Source organism: Streptomyces sp. NPDC093064, assembly GCF_044754605.1.
In the GTDB taxonomy this organism is placed as follows: Bacteria; Actinomycetota; Actinomycetes; order Streptomycetales; family Streptomycetaceae; genus Streptomyces.
In genome coordinates this window covers 247,963-265,885 of the sequence record NZ_JBIVPK010000005.1, presented here as the reverse complement: position 1 = coordinate 265,885, position 17,923 = coordinate 247,963, and the positions used below count along the sequence as shown (strand labels likewise).

The window sequence follows — 17,923 nt, the reverse complement described above, 5'->3', positions numbered from 1 at the left end:
GACCGCATTCCTCCATACACACCGCGGATTTGGTCCGTACCAAAAAATCCGTCCCAGAAAGGCGTGTCGGCATCTCGAACGTCCACCGCGCAGAGGGAGGACCCATGGCCTGCTCGCCGACTGGCCACACCTTTGCACAGGCCAGCGGCGAGCAACAAGGGATCACACGGTTTTGTGCATAACGCTCCCGGCGCCCTGTGTTGACGAATTGTCAATTCCCGCAGATGGAATGCGATTACTGCCCGATACGCAGGGCAATTGCCGCCCTCAGTGACCGCTGACGGCGTGCGGTCCGTACGACCGTTCCAGTTCCTCGGCCTCCTTGTCGCTCAGCTCCAGTTCGACCGCGGCCACCGCGTCCCGCAGGTGCTCCGGCCGGGACGCGCCGACGATCGGCGCGGTGACCGTGTCCTGACGCAGCAGCCAGGCGAGGGCGACCTGGGCGCGCGGGACCCCGCGGTCCCCGGCGACGCGGGTGACGGCCTCGACGATGCCGCGGTCGCCCTCCGGGTAGAGCCGGCCGCCGAAGGCGTCGGTGGTGCTGCGCTCGGTGGTGGTGCCCCAGTCCCGGGTGAGGCGGCCGCGGGCCAGCGGGCTCCACGGGAGTACACCGACGCCCTGGTCCGCGCAGAGGGGAAGCATCTCCCGCTCCTCCTCCCGGTAGAGCAGGTTGTAGTGGTTCTGCATGGAGGCGAACCGGGTCCAGCCGTGCAGCAGGGCCGTGTACTGGGCCTTGGAGAACTGCCACGCGTACATCGAACTCGCCCCGATGTAGCGGACCTTGCCCGTCTTCACCAGGTCGTGCAGCGCCTCCATGGTCTCCTCGACCGGCGTGTGCGGGTCCCAGCGGTGGATCTGGTACAGGTCGACGTAGTCGGTGCCCAGCCGGCGCAGGCTGTGGTCGATCTCCGTCATGATCGCCTTGCGGGACAGCCCGCCGCCGTTGGGTCCCGGCCGCATCCGGCCGTGCACCTTGGTGGCGAGCACGATGTCGTCGCGGCGGGCGAAGTCGCGCAGCGCGCGGCCGACGATCTCCTCACTGGTGCCGTCGGAGTAGACGTTGGCCGTGTCGAAGAAGGTGATCCCCGCCTCAAGGGCCTGCCGGATCAGCGGGCGTGACGCCTCCTCGTCGAGGGTCCACTCGTGCGTGCCGCGGCCGGGCACGCCGTAGGTCATGCAGCCCAGACAGATCCGCGACACCTCGAGACCCGTCGAACCGAGCTTCACGTACTGCATCGTTGGCGCTCCTGTCCATGGTGCGGTCGCCGGTCACGAGCCGGGGCGGCCCGCGGGCGTCCGCGTCGGAAACGTGTCCAGCAGGTCCAGTGCCCGTTCCCAGCCGAAGTCGGGCCGGCCGCCGTTCGGCGACGGTTCGCCGGAGAACGGCTCCCCGAAGCGGACACCCATCCCGCGCAGGCGGGCGAGGCTCTCCCGGTAGGCGGGGTGGGCGGCGAGGGTGGCGGAGACGCACGGCAGAACCACGACCGGAACGCACAGGCCGTAGGTCTCGCACAGGGTGGCCAGGGCAAGGGTGTCGGCGGTCCCGGCGGCCCACTTGTTGAGCGTGTTGAAGGTGGCGGGCGCCACGACGACGGCGTCCGGCGGCGGGAACGGGCGCGGGTCGGCAGGCGTGCGCCAGGCCGACCGTATGGGGCGACGGGTCAGCGCCTCGACCGCGGCGGTGTCGAAGAAGCCGCCCATGGCGACCGGGGTCGCGATGACACCGGCCTCCCAGCCCCGCTCCTGTGCGGCGGTGATCAGCTTGCTGACGCCCTCGGCGATGCCGGCGGCGCAGACGACGACGTAGAGGAAGGGTTTCCCGGACGCTGTCCCGGACTCCTTCCCGGGCATTGCCCCGGAGGGCTGCTGGGCCTGTTCGCTCACCCGGGAACCCTAGTCAATCCTTCGCCGCCGGGGCCACGGGCCGGCGCGACGGGCAGCCGACCGCCGGCCGCCGCGTCCCGCGGCGGACCGGCGGTCGGCGTGGCCCGCTTACTCGTCCTCGGGCAGCGTGATGGCGCCCACGGGGCAGGCCCGGGCGGCCTCCCGGACCATCGGGTCGCCGGCGCCGTCCTCCTTGCCGGGCAGCAGGGCACTGAAGCCGTCGTCGTCCTGGGTGAACACACCCGGCGCGGTCAGGGCGCACTGTCCGGCGCCGATGCAGCGGTCCTTGTCGATCTCGATGTGCATGACGGCAGCCTCTTACCAGCTGACGGGGAGTTCCAGCATCCCCTGGATCGTGTCGCCGGGTTTGAAGGGGATCTCCTCCGGCGGGGCGGCGAGCCGGAGCCCTGGCAGCCGTTCGAGGAGCGAGCGCAGGGCGATCTCCAGCTCGGTACGGGCGAGGTTCTGGCCGAGGCACTGGTGGATGCCGAAGCCGAAGGCGACGTGGTGGCGGGCCGAACGGTGGAAGTCAAGGGTGTCGGGCGCCGGGTAGACCTCCTCGTCGCGGTTGATGACGGAGGTGGAGAAGACCACGCCGTCCCCGGCCCTGATCGTGGTCCCGGCGATCTCGATGTCCTCGGTGGCCTGCCGCAGCAGCCCGTCCGCGATGGACAGCATCCGCATGAGTTCCTCGATCGCGTCCGGCAGCAGCGAGGGGTCGGCGCGCAGCTCGGTCAGCCGGTCGGGGTGCAGCAGGAGTGTGTAGGTGCCCAGGGAGATCATGTTGGCGGTGGTCTCGTGGCCCGCGACCAGGAGGATCATCGCCAGCGCGGTCAGCTCCTCGCGGTCCAGCTCGCCCTCGCGCAGCCGCTGCTGGACGAGTTCGTCCAGCAGGCCCTCGCCGGGCTGCCGCCGCTTGTCGTCGATCAGCTCCTCCAGGTACGCCGCCAGCCGGTCCCGGGCGTCCTGCGTGTCCTCGGCCGTCGGTCCGCGCAGCAGCAGCCTCGACTGCTCCTCGAAGAACTCGTGGTCGGCGTAGGGCACGCCGAGCAGGGCGCAGATCACCATGGACGGCACCGGCAGCGCGAAGGCGCGCACCAGGTCGACGGGCGGTCCCTGCGCGATCATCGCGTCCAGCAGTTCGTCGACGATCTTTTGGATGCGCGGCCTCAGCTCGGTGGCGCGCTTGAGGGTGAAGCTCGGGATCATCATCCGCCGCTGGGTGCGGTGCTTGGGGTCGTCGACGCCCAGGAGCGCCGGCTTGCGGTCGCGGACCGCGGCGAAGCGGGGCGTGGTGGCCGGGAAGCCCGAGCGGGTGCGGTCCGTGGACAGCCGGGGGTCCACCAGCAGGTCACGGGCGACGGCGTGGCCGGTCACGAGCCAGGCCGGGCGGCCGTCGTAGAGCCGGATGCGGGCCAGTGGCCGGGCGGTGCGCAGCGGGTCGTACCCGGTGGGTGGGTGGTAGGGGCAGGCCCGGTCCTGGGGGAAGGAGACGGGCTCGGACAGTTCGGTCAGGTCTGTCATGGAAGACCTCGCAGACGAAGGATGCGTCGTGCCGATCTTCATTAGATGCCCGGGGCACCTAGGACACGACATCAAGTTCGGCCAGATCGGGGACCTGCGGGATCTGGCTGGGATCCGGCTGGGAACCACCCATTCCGCATCGTAATTCGGTTGCCGCCGAAACGGCGCGGGCTGCAGGATCCGGCCATGTCCACGACCGATGTGTTCCCGCCGCTGCCGTCCGCCGCCGATCTCTCCGCGCGGTCCCAGCAGCAGCCCGGCCGTCCGCGGAGGCCCGGTCCGCCGCGGTCGTGAGCGCCGCGCTCGTCGCGGGCCTGCTCGCGGGCTACGGCATCGCCGTGCCCGTCGGCGCCGTCGCGACCTATCTCGTCACCCTGACCGCCCGTACGTCCCTGCGGACCGGTGTGTGCGCCGCGCTCGGCGTGGCGACGGCCGACGGCCTCTACGCCCTGCTCGCCACCCTCGGCGGCTCGGCGCTGGCCGCCGCGCTGCGGCCGGCCCTCGTGCCGCTGCGCTGGGCGTCGGCCCTGCTGCTCGCCGCGCTGGCCGTCCGGGGCGCGGTCGGCGCGGTGCGGCGGTACCGCGGACACCGGCTCGCCGCCCGGACCGACCCACCGCCGCCGAGCCCGGCCCGTGCGTACCTGGCGCTGCTCGGCATCACCCTGCTCAACCCCACCACGCTGGTCTACTTCGCGGCGCTGGTGCTCGGTACCCGGGGCACACAGGCCGCGCCACCGTCCCAGCAGGCGGTGTTCGTACTGGCGGCCCTCGCCGCCTCCGCCAGCTGGCAACTCCTGCTCGCCGGCGGCGGCGCCCTGCTCGGCCGCACCCTGACGAGCCACCGGGGACGCCTGGTGACAACCCTGGCGTCCAGCACCGTAATCACGGCACTGGCAGTACGAATGCTGCTGCCGCCGGGGTAAGCAGCCCCGGCCGCGGTGCACCCGCGGGGAGGCGCCCCGCCCGCGAGGGACGCGTCCCGCCCACAGGGCGGCGCGGTGGGCGAGGTCCAGCCGCGGGGCGAGGTCCGCCCGGGGGGCGCCGTGTGTCCAAGGGGGAACGCGGTCCGCCTGCACGGGACGAGCGCCGTCCGCAGAGGACGCCGTGCGCCTACGAGGGGCCCGGCCCGCCCGCACGGAACGAGATCCGCCCGGAGGGGCCGCCGTGTGCCGGCGGGGCGACCCGGCCCGCCCGTGAGGTGACGCAGCCCACCCGCGCGGAACGTGGCCCGCGCCGTCTGCCGCAGTGACAGCCGCCCGCGAGAAACGCAGCCCACCCGCAAAGGACACCCTGCGCCCACGAGGGACACGGGCCGCCCGCAGGGAGACGCCGTGCGTCCACGGGGGACCCGGCCCGCCCGCGCGGAACGAGGACCGCGCACAGGCGGCGCCGCGTGCCCGCGGAGGGAGACGGCCCGCCCGCACGGAACGAGATCCGCCCGGAGGGAGACACTTCCCCGCCCGCAGAGGACGCCGTACACCCGCGAGGCAACGCGGCCCGCCCGCGCGGAACGAGAACTGCTCGCGGGGAGACGCTCCCCCGCCCGCGGCGGACGCCGCACCCGCGGAGCGACACGGCCCGCCCGCGAGGAATCCACCCGCAGGGGGAGGCTGCCGCCCGCAGGGGGACGCCGTGCGCCCACGGGGGCACGGCCCGCCCGTGAGGTGGCGGAGTCCGCCCGCAGGGTGGCGTACGTGTGCCGTGCGTAGGGGCGGCGCGGTGGGGATGAATCGTGGGGGTGCGGATGTTGAATGGCGTTGCACCATCAGTCACGGGATGCGACGAGAGGACGGCCGGCATGGCTCTTGAGGGCGAGTACGAGCCCAGCCCGACCCAGTGGGTGCGGGAGCAGGTGGAGCTGTACGAGGGCTCCGGCGGCACCAAGGGAACCACGCTGCTGGACACGGGACTGCCCGTGATCCTGCTGACCACCGTGGGCGCTCGGAGCGGCAGGATCCGCAAGACACCGCTGATGCGCGTGGAGCACGAGGGGCAGTACGCCGTGGTGGCCTCCCAGGGCGGTGCGCCCAAGCACCCGTTCTGGTACTTCAACCTCAGGGCCGACCCCCGCGTCGAGCTCCAGGACGGTCCGGTCAAGCAGGACATGACGGCCCGTGAGGTCACCGGCGCGGAGAAGGCGCGCTGGTGGAAGCGGGCCGTGGCCGCGTTCCCCCCGTACGCCGAGTACCAGGAGAAGACCTCGCGGGAGATCCCGGTCTTCGTGCTGGAACCGGCCGCCGGGATCTGAGCCGCGAGAGAAAATCCGGCCGGGAGGCATGAGCCCGTCCCGTCCGGGCATGCGTCTGTCAGGCCCCGCCGCGCTCCCCCGTCGCGGCGGGGCCCTTTCGTGCCCGCTCCCCCGCCGCCGCGCCCCACGCCGTGCCGCCGGCGGATTTCGGGGAACGTGTTCACCAGGACATCCGTCGAGCAGGGAGGACACATGAGCGGCGGGGGCGACGGCAACAGCGCCTACGGCCACAAGGCCTTCAAGCGGTCCAGGAGCCACTTCGCGGACCGGATCACCGCCGACGGGCGGGACGGCTGGCCGGTGGAGGCCGGGCGCTACCGGCTGGTGGTCAGCCGTGCCTGCCCGTGGGCGAGCAGGTCACTGGTCTCACGACGGCTGCTGGGGCTGGAGGACGCCCTGTCGCTGGCCGTCGTGGATCCGATCCAGGACGACCGGAGCTGGCGTTTCACACTCGACGCCGACGGCCGGGATCCCGTGCTCGGGATCCGTTTCCTCAGCGAGGCCTACGACCGGCGGGAGACCGGCTACCCCGGCGGGGTGAGCGTCCCCGCGGTCGTCGACGTGCCCAGCGGCGAGCTGGTCACCAACGACTTCCAGCAGATCACGCTCGACCTCGCCACCGAGTGGAGCGCGCTGCACCGGCCGGGCGCGCCGGATCTGTACCCGCGGGCGCGGCGCGACGAGATCGACACAGTGATGGCGGAGGTCTACGAGGACCTCAACAACGGCGTGTACCGGGCGGGCTTCGCCACGGACCAGGAGGAGTACGAGGCCGCCTGCGCGGGCGTGTTCCGGCGGCTGGAGCTGCTGGCGTCCCGCCTGGCCGGGCAGCGCTACCTCATGGGCGACACGATCACCGAGGCGGACATCCGGCTGTTCACCACGCTGGTCCGGTTCGACGCCGTCTACCACGGCCACTTCAAGTGCAACCTGTGGAAGCTCGCCGAGAACCCCGTGCTGTGGGCGTACAGCCGGGACCTGTACCAGACTCCCGGTTTCGGGGACACGGTCGACTTCGACCACATCAAGCGGCACTACTACCAGGTGCACACGGGCCTCAACCCGACCCGGATCGTGCCGCTCGGACCGGACCTTTCGGGCTGGCTGAGCCCGCATCACCGCGAGGAACTCGGCGGGCGCCCCTTCGGCGACGGGACCCCTCCGGGTCCCGTACGGCCCGGCGAGGAGGTTCCGCCGCGAGGCCGGCCCTGACGGCCCCGGGCCCGTACCGGCAACCCCCGTACCGGCAACCCCCGTACCGGCAACTCCCCGTACCGGCAGAGGAGACACCGATGGCCAAGAAGAAGCACAAGATCCCGCTCGCCTACCAGCCCGTCGGCTTCGTGCTGGGCTGGGTCGGCGGCACGCTGGCGGGCTTGGCGTTCCGCGCGACGTGGAAGGCCATCCGCCACGAGGAGGAGGCTCCCGAGGCGCTCGACGAGGACCGCCGCTGGGGCGAGATCCTGCTCGCCGCGGCCGTCCAGGGCGCCATCTTCGCCGTCGTGCGCAGCGCCGTCGACCGAGCGGGCGCCACCGCCGTCGAGCGCTCGCTCGGCGTCTGGCCCGCCAAGGTCAGGGACGACCACGACTGACCCGTACGTCCGTGGACCCGGCGACCGCGCCGGGCGCGGCACCCGGCAGGGCGGCCGGCCGTCACCAGTAGGGTCCGGTGGCGGGGCATGAGTGTCCCGCCGCCCCTACTTCCCTGATATCCCGGCCCCGCGGATTCAGGCACGCACGGCGGGCGAACCCCGGCCGATCTGACTGCCCGCCAGGTCCTCGCAGCGCCAGGTGAGTCCGGGCCGCGTGACGCGCCGCCGGATGAGCGGGCCGACGCGGACGGACTGGTTCACCATGAACCGCATGGAGACGATGCGCGCGATCGGTCAGGACGTCCTCGGCGGTCCCGAGGTGCTGCGGGAAATCGAACTGGAGCGGCCCGTGCCCAGGCCCAACGAGGTGCTTGTGCGGGTGCGCGCCGCCGGGGTGAACCCCACGGACTGGAAACACCGGGCCAACGGCGGCTTCCTCGGTGAACCGCCGTTCGTCCTGGGCTGGGACGTCTCCGGGGTGGTCGAGGCGACGGGCATCGGAGCCTCCCTCTTCCGGCCCGGGGACGAGGTGTTCGGCATGCTGCCGTACCCGTTCGGCCACGGCTCGCACGCCGAGTACGTGACCGCTCCGGCCCGGGCCTTCGCGCCGAAGCCGGGCGGGATCGACCACACCGGGGCGGGCGCGCTGCCGCTGGTGTCGCTGACCGCGTGGCAGGCGCTGGTGGAGCGGGCGGATCTCCGGGAGGGGCAGCGGGTGCTGATCCACGCGGCGGCCGGCGGGGTCGGTCATGTGGCCGTGCAGATCGCCAAGGCGCGCGGCGCGTACGTCTTCGGCACCGCCGGCGCGGGCAAGCACGACTTCCTGCGCGGCATCGGCGTGGACGAGCCGGTCGACTACCGCTCCACCGACTTCACCGAGGCGGTACGGGACGTCGACGTCGTGCTGGACACCATCGGCGGCGACACCTCGCTCCGTTCGCTGCGGGTGCTGCGCCCGGGCGGGCTCCTGGTGTCGATCCTGCCGGTCGGCTCCGACGACCTCTACCACGAGGCCGAGCGGCTCGGCGTCCGGGCGGTCCGGATGCTCGTCGACGCCGACCACCACGGCATGAAGGCGGTCGCGCAGCTCGTCGAACAGGGCAGGCTGCGCGCCACGATCGCCGGCACCTTCCCACTGGCCGAGGCCGCCAGGGCGCACGAGCTCGGCGAAACCGGCCGCACCACGGGCAAGCTGGTCCTGCTCATGGACTGACGCCCGGGGACCGGGCACACCGTACGGCGATGTGCCCGCTCACACGGAGCCGGACGCTGCCCCGTGCTGTTCCAGCGCCGCCTCCAGCGTCGGCTGCGGGGGCAGCAGCCGGGACAGCCCGGTGACCTTCAGGATGCGCAGGGTCAGCGGGTGCGTGCACACCAGGTGCAGCTCTCCGCCGTGGTCGAGGACCCGGCCGCGGGCCCGGTACAGCAGGCGCAGCCCTGAGCAGTCGAAGAAGTCCACCCGGCTCAGGTCGATCACGACCCGGGCCCCGGGCCGTGCGGTGGCCCGGTCGATGTGGGGGGCGATCTGCGCCTCCGCGGCGATGTCGATCTCGCCGCGGAACTCCAGCACGGTGTGCCCGCGGTCCCGATGGACGCGCAGATGCCGGGTGAACGGCGGCGCGGGATCCTGCTGCACGACGGCATTCCCCTCCAACCGGCTCCAAGTACGACGGGCTCGGAGATCACAGCATCCCCCGGCCTTCGGGGCCAAACACCCCTACCCGTTCTGCAAGTTACCCTCGTAGGAGTGAATTTCAGCATGTTCGGTTGACATATGTCTCCGAATTGCAGCCGACTGCGGCTACTCGGTGGGCGGCGCGTCGAACAGAGCGCTGACCGATTCGCCGTTGTGGATGCGGCGTACGGCCTCCGCGAGGGCCGGGGCGATGGACAGGATCCGCAGCTTGTCCTTGTGGGCCCGGTGCTCCTCGTCCCCCACCGGCACCGGCACGGTGTTGGTGCACACGATCTCCAGGACGTCGCTCTGCTCGGTCAGCCGTTTGAGGGCGCCCGCCGCGAACAGGCCGTGGGTGCAGGCGACACGGATGGAGCGTGGCCCCAACTCACGGAGCCGATCGAGCAGTTCGAGCACCGTGCTGCCCTTGGCGATCTCGTCGTCCAGCACGATGACGTCCCGCCCGGCCACATCACCGATGACGGAACTGATGGTCACCCGGTCGTCGGCGTAGCGCTGCTTGGCCCCGGCGGCCACCCGGGCCCCGATCATCCGGGCGAACGCGGCCGCCTCCTTGGCGTTGCCCAGGTCCGGGGAGACCACGGTGGTGCGGGACAGGTCGTACTGCCGGAAGTGCTCGGCGAGTTCACGCAGCGCGTGCAGATGGTCGACGGGCACCGAGAAGAAACCGTGCACCTGCGGGGCGTGCAGCGTCATCGCCAGGACACGGCTCGCGCCCGCCGCGACCAGCAGATCGGCCACCAGCCGGCCGCCCAGCGAGATGCGCGGCGCGTCCTTCTTGTCGGAGCGGGCGTAGGAGTAGTGCGGCATCACGACGGTGATCCGCCCGGCGGAGGCGCCGCGGGCCGCGTCGCACATCAGCAGCAGCTCCACGAGATGCTCCTGCACCGGCTTGACCAGCGGTTGGATGAGGAAGACGTCCCGCTCCCGGCAGTTCGCCCGGAGCTGCACCTCCAGGCAGTCGTTGGCGAACCGGCTGACCCGCGCCGGGCTGAGGGGCACACCCAGATGGGCGCAGACCTCCGCCGCCAGGTCGGGGTGGGCGCTGCCGCTGAACACCGCGATGTCTCGCACGATCCGCTCCTCGCTGATCATTTTCCGACTCCCGGCTCATGCTACTGATCGCCCGGTGACGGGCCGCGGTACGCCGCCGCCGGGGCGAGACGGGCCCCCGGCGGGCCGCAACCGCCCTGGGCCCGGCCAACTGTCCTGTCTGTCAACGGATTTGGCGGGCATTCTCAGGAGGGAGGAAGGAGAACCTGGGATGACGACTCCCCCCGAGCGAGCCACCCGGCGCATGCCCGGCTGGGCGAAGGCGGTGAGTGCCGTCGTGATGGTGCTCGCGCTGCTGTTCGCCGGTGTCGCGCTGGCCGTGCTGCCCGGCATCAAGGACCTGTTCGGCACCGAGACGCACGACCGCTCGGGCCCCGCGCTCTTGAAGTCGATCCAGGACCTGAGCCGTTACGACGCCGCCTCCGGCAACTTCCAGGTCGTCGTGGACCTGGAGAAGGACAGCAAGTACCTGCCCGACGCGATCCGCGGCACCCGCACCCTGTACGTCGGGGCCGGCACCGTGGACGCCTACGTGGACCTCGGCCGGCTCGGCGACAAGGACGTGACGGTCGACGGTGACCGCACCTCGGCCACGCTGCGGCTGCCGCACGCACGGCTCGGTCGCCCGGCCCTGGACGCGGACCACTCCTACGCCGTCTCCAAGCAGCGCGGTCTGCTCGACCGCCTGGGCGACCTGTTCTCCGACAACCCCAACAGCGAGCAGGCCGTACAGCGGCTCGCGGTCAAGCACATCGCCGACGCGGCGAAGGACAGCGGCCTGACGGCACGGGCCGAGACCAACACCACCGGCATGCTCGAGGGCCTGCTCAAGTCCCTCGGTTTCAAGGAGGTACACGTCACGTACGGGCCCTGAGCGGCCGGCTCCATCCGGCGCGTGCGCAGGACGTTCCGTCACTCCCGCGGCGACACCGGGAGACGTCGTCCGCACCAGGGACAGAAGTCGATGGTGATGCTCGATGTGCCGCCATCGTGGATGATCAGCCCGTACTCCTGGGACTCGGCGCTGTAGCCGATCAGGACGTCCGGACAGGCGAAGGGGTCGTCGTGCTGGTCGCAGCGCCTGTTCACGTGGCTGCTCATCGCATCACAGCAGTGGTTGCTCATGACCTCGGCTTCTCGTAGCCATGTTCGTCTCGGGAGCCCCACTGTTGCACGTGAGCCGCCGCAGCTCAGCGCAGGGCGCGGACCATGCGGCGTGCGCGCGGGCTTGAGGTTGCGCGTAGCCCCTGGCGCGCCCCCGATCGTCCACGGTCGCGGCGGGCCGTGGGAAATCCGCGGGCTCCCGTCGGGGGCGGCTGGCAGGCCGGCGCCCATGACCACGTCCCTGAACGCGAGGAATCGACTCGCCACGCTCCCGCGCTGCACGGCCCTGAACGGGGAGGACTTCACCGGCCACGCTCTGGCCTCTGCTCGCCCCTCGGAGTTGCGCTTCACGCGATGCTCGTTCGCGGGAGCCGATCTGCGGCAGGCCACCCTGGACGGCTGCTCGTTCACGTTCTGCGATCTGAGCGGTGCGGACCTGCGCGGGGCGTCACTTCGCGGAGTGTCGCTGTCCGGCTGTGATCTCCGCGATGCCGACCTCCGCGACGCGGACCTCACCGACGCCAGGTTCGACCTGGTGAACAGCGGCAGACCACCGCACGGCCTCACCAATGTCACCGGAGTCCGCCTCGAGGGAGCGATCCTGCGCGACGTCCAGTTGGAGGACGTCATCGGATGGCCGGCCGAGGCCGACCCCACGGTGTAGAGCCGCGCCCAGGCCGGGCAGAGCAGGGCATCCTCGGCGGGTTCGCGGGTAACCGACCTACATAGCAGGGGAGTTGGCGACCGGGAGGACCAGCATGGCCCGTGTGGCGATCAGTCCGCGTACCGTTTTCCGCCGGCGCAAGGGCCGGTCCGGGACCGCCGAGAGGCGGGCCGGAGGTGCCCGTCGGCCGCTGGCCTGGCCGCTGCGGCTGCTGGCGATGCTGTGCGCCTTCGCCTTCATGGTGGCGTTCGCGGTCGTCCTGGCACAGTTGACGCTGGAGCCGTCGCCCGCGTCGGCGTCCATCGCGCACAGCAATCTGCGTCCGGGAAGCTCGCTTCGGGCCTATCTGGAGGGGGCGGGGGCGCAGGAGGCGGTCAAGCAGATCGGCGGAAACGTGCTGCTCGGTGTGCCGTTCGGCGTGCTGGTGCCGGTCGTGGCGCCGGGGGCCCGCGGAGTCCTGCGGGTGCTGCTGCTGACCGCGACGGTGATGCTGCTGGTGGAGTTCGCGCAGGGCGCCCTGATCACCGGGCGGGCCTTCGACATCGACGACGTCGTCCTCAACACCACGGGCGCACTGCTGGGTTACCTGCTCCTGGGCCGGAGGATGGGCCGGGCCGTGCACGCGCGCAAGCCGCGTGAGTGATGGCCGGAATTGGTCCGTACCACATATTGACGGCCCCTTATCTCACTCCTTGAATCAAGGGCGACACATTCACCCCCCACAACGGTCGGCGGCCCGGGCCCGGACCGCCGCACGGAAGGGAGAGCCGTGGCCCGTCCACGCCTGCTCCGCAGATGCCTGTTCGCCGCCCTGTCCGCCGTCCTGGTCGGCTCCGCCGCCGTCGGCCCGGCGCGGGCCGACTCCCCGAAGGCGGCCACCCCCACGGCGGCCACCCCGAAGGCGGCCGCCGCCGTCACGTTCTCCGACAACTTCGACGGCCCCGCCGGCGCGGCCGTCGACTCCTCCAAGTGGCAGATCGAGACCGGCGACAACGTCAACAACCACGAACGGCAGTACTACACGTCGGGCAACAAGAACGCGGCCCTTGACGGCCAGGGCCATCTGGTGATCACCGCCCGGCGCGAGAACCCTTCCAACTACCAGTGCTGGTACGGCACCTGCCAGTACACCTCGGCCCGCCTGAACACCTCCGGGAAGTTCACCGCACAGTACGGGCACGTCGAGGCCCGGATGAAGGTCCCGCGGGGGCAGGGCATGTGGCCCGCGTTCTGGATGCTCGGGACACCGGTCAACTGGCCCGACTCCGGCGAGATCGACATCATGGAGAACGTCGGTTTCGAGCCGTCCACCGTCCACGGCACCATCCACGGCCCCGGCTACTCCGGCTCGGGCGGCATCGGCGCGGGCTACACGCTGCCGAACGGACAGGCCTTCGCGGACGCCTTCCACACCTTCGCCGTCGACTGGGCGCCGGACTCGATCACCTGGTCCGTGGACGGCAACGTCTACCAGCGGCGCACGCCGGCCGACCTGGGCGGCAGGACGTGGGTGTTCAACAAGCCGTTCTTCCTGATCCTGAACCTGGCCGTGGGCGGCTACTGGCCGGGCGACCCGGACGGCTCCACCTCCTTCCCGCAGCAGCTCGTGGTCGACTCGGTCTCGGTGACCACGAGCGACACGTCCGTCGGCGGCGCGATCCGCGGGCTGGCCGGCAAGTGCGTGGACGTGGCCGGGGCGAACTCCGCCAACGGCACCCCGGTGCAGCTCTACGACTGCAACGGCACCGCGGCCCAGCAGTGGACGGTCGCCTCGGACGGCACCCTGCGCGCGCTCGGCAAGTGCCTGGACATCACGGACCGCGGCACCGCGGACGGCTCCACCGTCCAGTTGTGGGACTGCGGCGGCGGCGCGAACCAGAAGTGGGTCGTCTCCTCGGCGCACGACATCGTCAACCCGCAGGCGAACAAGTGTCTGGACGTCACCGGAAACAACTCCGCCAACGGCACCCGGCTCCAGATCTGGACCTGCACGGGCGGCGCCAACCAGAAGTGGACGGTGGGCTGAGCCCGTGGACCGGCGCTGACGGCTAGGTCCTGTCGTCACATTCCCGTCGTCGCCCGAAGGGCGGCTCCGCGGCGTCTGGTGCGTGCTCTCGGCGTGCCGGGCGGAAGTCCTCGTACTGGACGTACTTGGGCTTTCGCCCGGTGTGGCGAGAGTGCGTGCCAGGCGTCGCGGGGCAGGCGGGAATGTGACGACAGGGCCTAGTGCACGGTCCAGGTGAACTTGTCGCCGCCGACCCAGCGGATCACGTCCGGATCGTCGAGGTCGTGGATGCTGATACCGAAGGCGGCGGCGGCTTCCAGGACGTCGATGACGGTCTTCGCCTCGCCGATCACCTCACCGTCGATCTCCACGATACGGAAGGGCGGACTGCCCGGCTGCACGGCGAGCACCAGGATCCGCGGCCGGGAGATGTGCAGGGCAGCTTCGGTCATACCTTCAAGGGTAAAACGCCGCCCGCGGCGACGGGCTTCCATTGGACACACCGGAGTGCCGTGTGGTGCGGTCCCGGTGGCGCCGGGGAACCCTGGGGGTGGAGGTGGCGATGGACCCTGTCGAGGCACTGGACCGGATCGCCTTCCTGCTGGAGCGGTCCCTGGCGCCCACCTACCGGGTGCGCGCCTTCCGCACCGCCGCCCAGGTGCTGTCCGGGCTGCCCGAGCACGAGGTGGCCGAGCGCGCCACGGCCGGGACGCTCCAGTCACTCAAGGGCGTCGGTCCGAAAACCGCCCAGGTGGTACGGGAGGCACTGGCCGGGCAGGTGCCCGGCTATCTGCGGAACCTGGAGGACGAGGCGGACGAACCGCTCGTCGCGGGCGGCGAACGGCTGCGGGCGCTGCTGCGCGGCGACTGCCATCTGCACTCCGACTGGTCCGACGGCGGTAGCCCGATCGGGGAGATGGGCCGGACCGCGGCGCGCCTCGGGCACGAGTGGGCGGTGCTCACGGACCACTCGCCGCGGCTGACGGTGGCCCGCGGGCTGTCCGCCGAGCGGCTGCGCGAGCAGCTGAAGGTGGTCGCGGAGCTGAACCGGACATGGGCGCCGTTCCGGCTGCTGACCGGCATCGAGTGCGACATCCTCGACGACGGCTCGCTCGACCAGGAGCCGGAGCTGCTGGAACGGCTGGACGTCGTGGTCGTGTCGGTGCACTCCAAACTGCGGATGGACGCCCGGTCGATGACCCGCCGCATGGTGGCCGCCGTACGCGATCCGCACTCCGACGTCCTCGGCCACTGCACCGGACGGCTGCTGACCGGGCGGGGTCGGCCGGAGTCGGAGTTCGACGCGGACGCGGTGTTCGCCGCGTGCGCCGAGACCGGCACGGCCGTGGAGATCAACAGCCGCCCGGAGCGGCTGGACCCGCCGCGGCGGCTGCTGCGCCGGGCCGTCGAGGCCGGCGTGCTGTTCTCCATCGACACCGACGCCCACGCGCCCGGCCAGCTGGACTGGCAGATCCACGGGTGCGCGCGGGCCGAGGAGTGCGGGGTGCCCCCGGAGCGCGTGGTGACCACGTGGACCGGGGAGCAGTTGCTGGACTGGACCCGCGAGCGCCGGACGCCGTGAGGCGTGCCGCCCACGCATCCTTCGGCGCTCGTCCGTGCGGCTCGTCCATGCGGTCCGCGCCCGCGCCCGTGCGTCCGCGTCGGCCGGCCGGGACCGGGTACTCGGTGGACCGCACTGTCAGCCGCCGCCGAGAGGAGCCGAGGGTGAGCAGCGCTTCGGGCAGCCGGGTCGTCGTCACGGGCGCCACCGGCAATGTCGGCACGAGTGTCGTGCGCGTCCTCTCCGAGGATCCGGAGATCGGGTCCATCCGGGGACTGGCCCGCCGGATCCCGCAGTGGTCGCCGCCGAAGACGCAGTGGTCGGCGGTGGACGTGTCCTTCGAGCAGTCCGGGCTGGCCGGGGAGTTCGCGGGCGCCGACGCCGTGATCCATCTGGCCTGGGCCTTCCAGCCCACGCACGATCCGGCGGCCACCTGGCGCACCAACGTGCTGGGGAGCATCCGGGTCTTCGACGCGGTGGCCGCCGCACGGGTGCCGGTCCTGGTGCACGCCTCGTCGGTCGGCGCGTACTCACCCGGGCCGAAGGACCACGCGGTGGACGAGTCGTGGCCGACCCACGGCTGGCCGGACGCCGCGTACTCCCGGGAGAAGGCGTATCTGGAACGGGCCCTGGACACCTTCGAGCGGGACCATCCGGACGTACGGGTGGTCCGGATGCGCCCGGCCTTCCTGTTCAAGCGGGAGTCGGCGAGCGAGCAGCGCCGGATCTTCGGCGGCCGGTTCCTGCCGGGGCAGCTGGCCCGGCCCGAGCTGATGCCGTTCCTCCCGGACGTCCCGGGCCTGCGGGTGCAGGCGCTGCACACGGACGACGCCGCCCGGGCCTACCGACTGGCGCTCGCGCACGAGGTGCGGGGAGCGTTCAATCTGGCCGCCGAGCCGCCGCTCGACGCGCAGGTGCTGGGCGAGCTGCTCGGCTCCCGGCCTGTACGGCTGCCGCGCACCGCCGCCCGCTCGGCGATCGCCGCCGCGTGGGGGCTGCGCCTGCTGCCCGCCTCCCCCCAGCTGTTCGACGCGGTCCTCCACCTCCCCCTGATGGACTGCACCCGGGCCCACACCGAACTGGGCTGGCGCCCGGAGCGTACGGCGACGGAGGTCCTCCAGGAGTTCCTCCAGGGGTTGCAGCGGGGCGAGGGCGGGGACACGGAGCCGCTGCGGGGCCGCAAGGCCGGGTGAGCCAGGGCCGCGCCGGGGCCTGCGCTCGGCATCGGCAGGGGTCTCCCGAGGAAAGCCCGGCCACGGCCCCGAAGGTGTCAGCCGTGCGCCCGCAGCGCCCGCATCTGTTCGTCCAGCGGACCGAGGCCGACGTCCCGGCGGCGCTCGTCGAGGGTCTGCGGGCGGCGCACGGGGTACGGGTGCAACGTCACGGGGTTGATCCGCGTGCCGTAGAACTGCGGCTCGCCCAGTTCCACGGCGCAGTGATCGGCGATGTAGGCCAGGTGCACCGCGGGGCACCGGCCGTCCGCGGTGGCCTGGGCGATCAGATCCCGGCACCGCAGCCGGAAGCCCAGGTCCGGGGCGTGCAGCAGAATCATCAGGGCAGCCGTCGAGGCGGCCCCGCCGACGGCCTCAACGGTCGGCCAGCCGTGCAGGCGCACGATCACCGCGAGCGCCTCGGCGTTGTCCCGGCGGCACCGGGCCACACTCCGTCGCCGCTCCGCCGTGGGCGCGGCCCCCGCCTCCCGCGTCGACTCCCGGTCCGCGTCGGCCCTGCGCACCAACTCGGCCGCCACCAGGGAGGCGGCCTCCCCGACCAGCGGCATCGCGTCCTGCCCTACCGCCGGCACCGCATCCCGCCCAGCCAGCGACACCGCATCCCGCCCCGCTGTCGGCACCGCATCCCGCCCAGCCAGCGACACCGCATCCCGCCCCGCCGACGGCACCGTCGCCTCGGCCGGTCCCGTCACCGGTGCGCCCGAGGCCGCGCGGGCGGGCAGGACCGCGGGGCTCCCGTCCGAGGCGTCCGGTCCGCGGGATGTCGTGGGCGTGCCCAGGGGAGGGTCCGGGGAGGCCGTCATGGTGCCGTGCCCCAGCGGCGGCGCAGCGTGAACCACACTCTCTTGCCGGGGCGGCCGGGTTCGGGCGGCGCCATGCCCCAGTCGTCCGCCAGCGCGGCCACGATGGCGAGTCCGCGTCCCGACTCCGCGTCCGCGTCCGCCGGTCGCGGTCGCGGCAGCACCGGCGAGGAGTCCGCCACCGTCACGCGGAGGGTGTGCGCGCTCCACTCGACGGTCACGGTGACCGTGTCGTCCGGGTCGGTGCGCGCGTGCTTGACCGCGTTGGCGAACAGTTCGTCCGCGGCGAGCACCGCGCCGTCGCGCTGATCTGCCGACAGCGGCAGCCGGGCGAACTGCTCGGCGACCAGTCGCCGTACGGCCGCCGCCCAGGAGGGGTCGGCGGGCACGGTGGAGCGGACGCGGAAGGGTTCGTCCGCGGCGGCCCCGGCGGGGCCGGCCGGACGGTGCCCGGTGACCGCCGGTGCGGGCGGCGGCCCGGGGCGCCGGGCGCTGGATGCCGTCATCGGTCCTCCTTCGGACGCGGCGGCGCGGCGCCCTGCGTCAGGACGGCCGCCCTC

The 17,923-nt window shown here is 72.4% G+C and carries 22 protein-coding genes; 11 read left to right on the top strand and 11 right to left on the bottom strand.

All coding sequences use genetic code 11. The features are described 5' to 3' along the window. Positions 1–267: 267 nt before the first annotated feature. The 4 genes from ACIQFZ_RS09335 to ACIQFZ_RS09320 all read right to left on the bottom strand — a co-directional run bounded on the left by ACIQFZ_RS09335 (position 268) and on the right by ACIQFZ_RS09320 (position 3,408). Entirely contained in the window at positions 268–1,236 is a 969-nt protein-coding gene (locus ACIQFZ_RS09335) for an aldo/keto reductase (RefSeq protein WP_376652739.1), read from the bottom strand. Positions 1,237–1,269: 33 nt separating this feature from the next. After that, a complete protein-coding gene (locus tag ACIQFZ_RS09330; RefSeq protein ID WP_402690959.1) occupies positions 1,270–1,851 on the bottom strand; it encodes a flavoprotein in 582 nt (193 codons plus the stop codon). Between the two features lie 141 nt (positions 1,852–1,992). Further along, positions 1,993–2,190: a ferredoxin gene (locus tag ACIQFZ_RS09325; RefSeq protein ID WP_402690933.1), complete on the bottom strand. Its 198-nt coding sequence runs from the start codon at positions 2,188–2,190 to the stop codon at positions 1,993–1,995. Between the two features lie 12 nt (positions 2,191–2,202). Next, positions 2,203–3,408, bottom strand: a complete 1,206-nt coding sequence (locus ACIQFZ_RS09320) for a cytochrome P450 (RefSeq protein WP_365428638.1) — start codon at positions 3,406–3,408, stop codon at positions 2,203–2,205. Between the two features lie 290 nt (positions 3,409–3,698). Here ACIQFZ_RS09320 and ACIQFZ_RS09315 point away from each other — a divergent pair, with 290 nt between their 5' ends. The 4 genes from ACIQFZ_RS09315 to ACIQFZ_RS09300 all read left to right on the top strand — a co-directional run bounded on the left by ACIQFZ_RS09315 (position 3,699) and on the right by ACIQFZ_RS09300 (position 7,248). Beyond that, positions 3,699–4,331: a LysE family transporter gene (locus tag ACIQFZ_RS09315; protein ID WP_383059114.1), complete on the top strand. Its 633-nt coding sequence runs from the start codon at positions 3,699–3,701 to the stop codon at positions 4,329–4,331. Positions 4,332–5,206: 875 nt separating this feature from the next. Beyond that, a complete protein-coding gene (locus ACIQFZ_RS09310; RefSeq protein ID WP_402690932.1) occupies positions 5,207–5,656 on the top strand; it encodes a nitroreductase family deazaflavin-dependent oxidoreductase in 450 nt (149 codons plus the stop codon). Positions 5,657–5,848: 192 nt separating this feature from the next. Further along, a complete protein-coding gene (locus tag ACIQFZ_RS09305) occupies positions 5,849–6,868 on the top strand; it encodes a glutathione S-transferase family protein (RefSeq protein WP_383059117.1) in 1,020 nt (339 codons plus the stop codon). Positions 6,869–6,948: 80 nt separating this feature from the next. Then, positions 6,949–7,248 carry a DUF4235 domain-containing protein gene (locus ACIQFZ_RS09300; RefSeq protein WP_365428650.1) on the top strand — a complete coding sequence of 100 codons (300 nt, stop codon included), beginning with the start codon at positions 6,949–6,951 and terminating at the stop codon, positions 7,246–7,248. A 135-nt stretch (positions 7,249–7,383) separates the two neighbouring features. Here ACIQFZ_RS09300 and ACIQFZ_RS09295 read toward each other — a convergent pair whose 3' ends face one another. Then, complete coding sequence (locus tag ACIQFZ_RS09295) at positions 7,384–7,512, bottom strand: hypothetical protein (protein WP_402690931.1); 129 nt, start codon at positions 7,510–7,512, stop codon at positions 7,384–7,386. Between ACIQFZ_RS09295 and ACIQFZ_RS09290 the strand changes: the two genes are divergently transcribed. Further along, a complete protein-coding gene (locus tag ACIQFZ_RS09290) occupies positions 7,511–8,461 on the top strand; it encodes an NADP-dependent oxidoreductase (protein WP_365428669.1) in 951 nt (316 codons plus the stop codon). The genes ACIQFZ_RS09295 and ACIQFZ_RS09290 overlap by 2 nt on opposite strands. Before the next feature lie 39 nt (positions 8,462–8,500). On the opposite strand, the gene ACIQFZ_RS09285 is transcribed toward ACIQFZ_RS09290, so the two are convergent. Further along, a complete protein-coding gene (locus ACIQFZ_RS09285) occupies positions 8,501–8,884 on the bottom strand; it encodes an anti-sigma factor antagonist (protein WP_141355510.1) in 384 nt (127 codons plus the stop codon). Positions 8,885–9,049: 165 nt separating this feature from the next. Then, on the bottom strand, positions 9,050–10,018 hold the full coding sequence (locus ACIQFZ_RS09280; protein ID WP_383059185.1) for a ribose-phosphate diphosphokinase: 969 nt from the start codon (positions 10,016–10,018) through the stop codon (positions 9,050–9,052). A 190-nt stretch (positions 10,019–10,208) separates the two neighbouring features. Here ACIQFZ_RS09280 and ACIQFZ_RS09275 point away from each other — a divergent pair, with 190 nt between their 5' ends. Next, positions 10,209–10,871, top strand: a complete 663-nt coding sequence (locus ACIQFZ_RS09275) for a DUF4230 domain-containing protein (RefSeq protein WP_365778472.1) — start codon at positions 10,209–10,211, stop codon at positions 10,869–10,871. A gap of 38 nt (positions 10,872–10,909) precedes the next feature. On the opposite strand, the gene ACIQFZ_RS09270 is transcribed toward ACIQFZ_RS09275, so the two are convergent. After that, positions 10,910–11,122 (bottom strand): DUF6980 family protein, encoded by a 213-nt coding sequence (locus ACIQFZ_RS09270; RefSeq protein ID WP_376652740.1) that lies wholly within the window; start codon positions 11,120–11,122, stop codon positions 10,910–10,912. A 208-nt stretch (positions 11,123–11,330) separates the two neighbouring features. On the opposite strand from ACIQFZ_RS09270, the gene ACIQFZ_RS09265 reads away from it, so the two are divergent. The 3 genes from ACIQFZ_RS09265 (at position 11,331) to ACIQFZ_RS09255 (ending at position 13,791) form a co-directional block, all read left to right on the top strand. Beyond that, the gene (locus ACIQFZ_RS09265) at positions 11,331–11,765 is read left to right on the top strand and encodes a pentapeptide repeat-containing protein (protein WP_383059120.1); all 435 of its coding nucleotides are present in this window, start codon (positions 11,331–11,333) and stop codon (positions 11,763–11,765) included. Positions 11,766–11,859: 94 nt separating this feature from the next. After that, entirely contained in the window at positions 11,860–12,408 is a 549-nt protein-coding gene (locus tag ACIQFZ_RS09260; protein WP_383059122.1) for a VanZ family protein, read from the top strand. A 126-nt stretch (positions 12,409–12,534) separates the two neighbouring features. Beyond that, entirely contained in the window at positions 12,535–13,791 is a 1,257-nt protein-coding gene (locus ACIQFZ_RS09255; RefSeq protein WP_402690930.1) for a ricin-type beta-trefoil lectin domain protein, read from the top strand. A gap of 197 nt (positions 13,792–13,988) precedes the next feature. Here ACIQFZ_RS09255 and ACIQFZ_RS09250 read toward each other — a convergent pair whose 3' ends face one another. Continuing rightward, positions 13,989–14,222, bottom strand: coding sequence for a hypothetical protein (locus ACIQFZ_RS09250; RefSeq protein ID WP_365422781.1), 234 nt, complete (start codon positions 14,220–14,222; stop codon positions 13,989–13,991). A 110-nt stretch (positions 14,223–14,332) separates the two neighbouring features. Between ACIQFZ_RS09250 and ACIQFZ_RS09245 the strand changes: the two genes are divergently transcribed. Both ACIQFZ_RS09245 and ACIQFZ_RS09240 read left to right on the top strand, forming a co-directional pair. After that, positions 14,333–15,352, top strand: a complete 1,020-nt coding sequence (locus ACIQFZ_RS09245; RefSeq protein ID WP_365422784.1) for a PHP domain-containing protein — start codon at positions 14,333–14,335, stop codon at positions 15,350–15,352. A 143-nt stretch (positions 15,353–15,495) separates the two neighbouring features. Further along, positions 15,496–16,524 (top strand): SDR family oxidoreductase, encoded by a 1,029-nt coding sequence (locus tag ACIQFZ_RS09240; RefSeq protein ID WP_365422786.1) that lies wholly within the window; start codon positions 15,496–15,498, stop codon positions 16,522–16,524. A gap of 77 nt (positions 16,525–16,601) precedes the next feature. On the opposite strand, the gene ACIQFZ_RS09235 is transcribed toward ACIQFZ_RS09240, so the two are convergent. Next, positions 16,602–17,111, bottom strand: coding sequence for a DUF6624 domain-containing protein (locus ACIQFZ_RS09235; protein ID WP_402690929.1), 510 nt, complete (start codon positions 17,109–17,111; stop codon positions 16,602–16,604). A 251-nt stretch (positions 17,112–17,362) separates the two neighbouring features. Continuing rightward, entirely contained in the window at positions 17,363–17,869 is a 507-nt protein-coding gene (locus ACIQFZ_RS09230) for an ATP-binding protein (RefSeq protein ID WP_365422792.1), read from the bottom strand. Positions 17,870–17,923 lie beyond the last annotated feature (54 nt).

Coding starts and splice junctions, on each gene's coding strand:
- ACIQFZ_RS09335 (WP_376652739.1), bottom strand. CDS start 1,236: ATGCAGTACGTGAAGCTCGGTTCGACGGGTCTCGAGGTGTCGCGGATC.
- ACIQFZ_RS09330 (WP_402690959.1), bottom strand. CDS start 1,851: ATGCCCGGGAAGGAGTCCGGGACAGCGTCCGGGAAACCCTTCCTCTAC.
- ACIQFZ_RS09325 (WP_402690933.1), bottom strand. CDS start 2,190: ATGCACATCGAGATCGACAAGGACCGCTGCATCGGCGCCGGACAGTGC.
- ACIQFZ_RS09320 (WP_365428638.1), bottom strand. CDS start 3,408: ATGACAGACCTGACCGAACTGTCCGAGCCCGTCTCCTTCCCCCAGGAC.
- ACIQFZ_RS09310 (WP_402690932.1), top strand. CDS start 5,207: ATGGCTCTTGAGGGCGAGTACGAGCCCAGCCCGACCCAGTGGGTGCGG.
- ACIQFZ_RS09305 (WP_383059117.1), top strand. CDS start 5,849: ATGAGCGGCGGGGGCGACGGCAACAGCGCCTACGGCCACAAGGCCTTC.
- ACIQFZ_RS09300 (WP_365428650.1), top strand. CDS start 6,949: ATGGCCAAGAAGAAGCACAAGATCCCGCTCGCCTACCAGCCCGTCGGC.
- ACIQFZ_RS09290 (WP_365428669.1), top strand. CDS start 7,511: ATGAACCGCATGGAGACGATGCGCGCGATCGGTCAGGACGTCCTCGGC.
- ACIQFZ_RS09295 (WP_402690931.1), bottom strand. CDS start 7,512: ATGGTGAACCAGTCCGTCCGCGTCGGCCCGCTCATCCGGCGGCGCGTC.
- ACIQFZ_RS09275 (WP_365778472.1), top strand. CDS start 10,209: ATGACGACTCCCCCCGAGCGAGCCACCCGGCGCATGCCCGGCTGGGCG.
- ACIQFZ_RS09270 (WP_376652740.1), bottom strand. CDS start 11,122: ATGAGCAACCACTGCTGTGATGCGATGAGCAGCCACGTGAACAGGCGC.
- ACIQFZ_RS09265 (WP_383059120.1), top strand. CDS start 11,331: ATGACCACGTCCCTGAACGCGAGGAATCGACTCGCCACGCTCCCGCGC.
- ACIQFZ_RS09260 (WP_383059122.1), top strand. CDS start 11,860: ATGGCCCGTGTGGCGATCAGTCCGCGTACCGTTTTCCGCCGGCGCAAG.
- ACIQFZ_RS09250 (WP_365422781.1), bottom strand. CDS start 14,222: ATGACCGAAGCTGCCCTGCACATCTCCCGGCCGCGGATCCTGGTGCTC.
- ACIQFZ_RS09245 (WP_365422784.1), top strand. CDS start 14,333: ATGGACCCTGTCGAGGCACTGGACCGGATCGCCTTCCTGCTGGAGCGG.
- ACIQFZ_RS09235 (WP_402690929.1), bottom strand. CDS start 17,111: ATGCCGCTGGTCGGGGAGGCCGCCTCCCTGGTGGCGGCCGAGTTGGTG.
- ACIQFZ_RS09230 (WP_365422792.1), bottom strand. CDS start 17,869: ATGACGGCATCCAGCGCCCGGCGCCCCGGGCCGCCGCCCGCACCGGCG.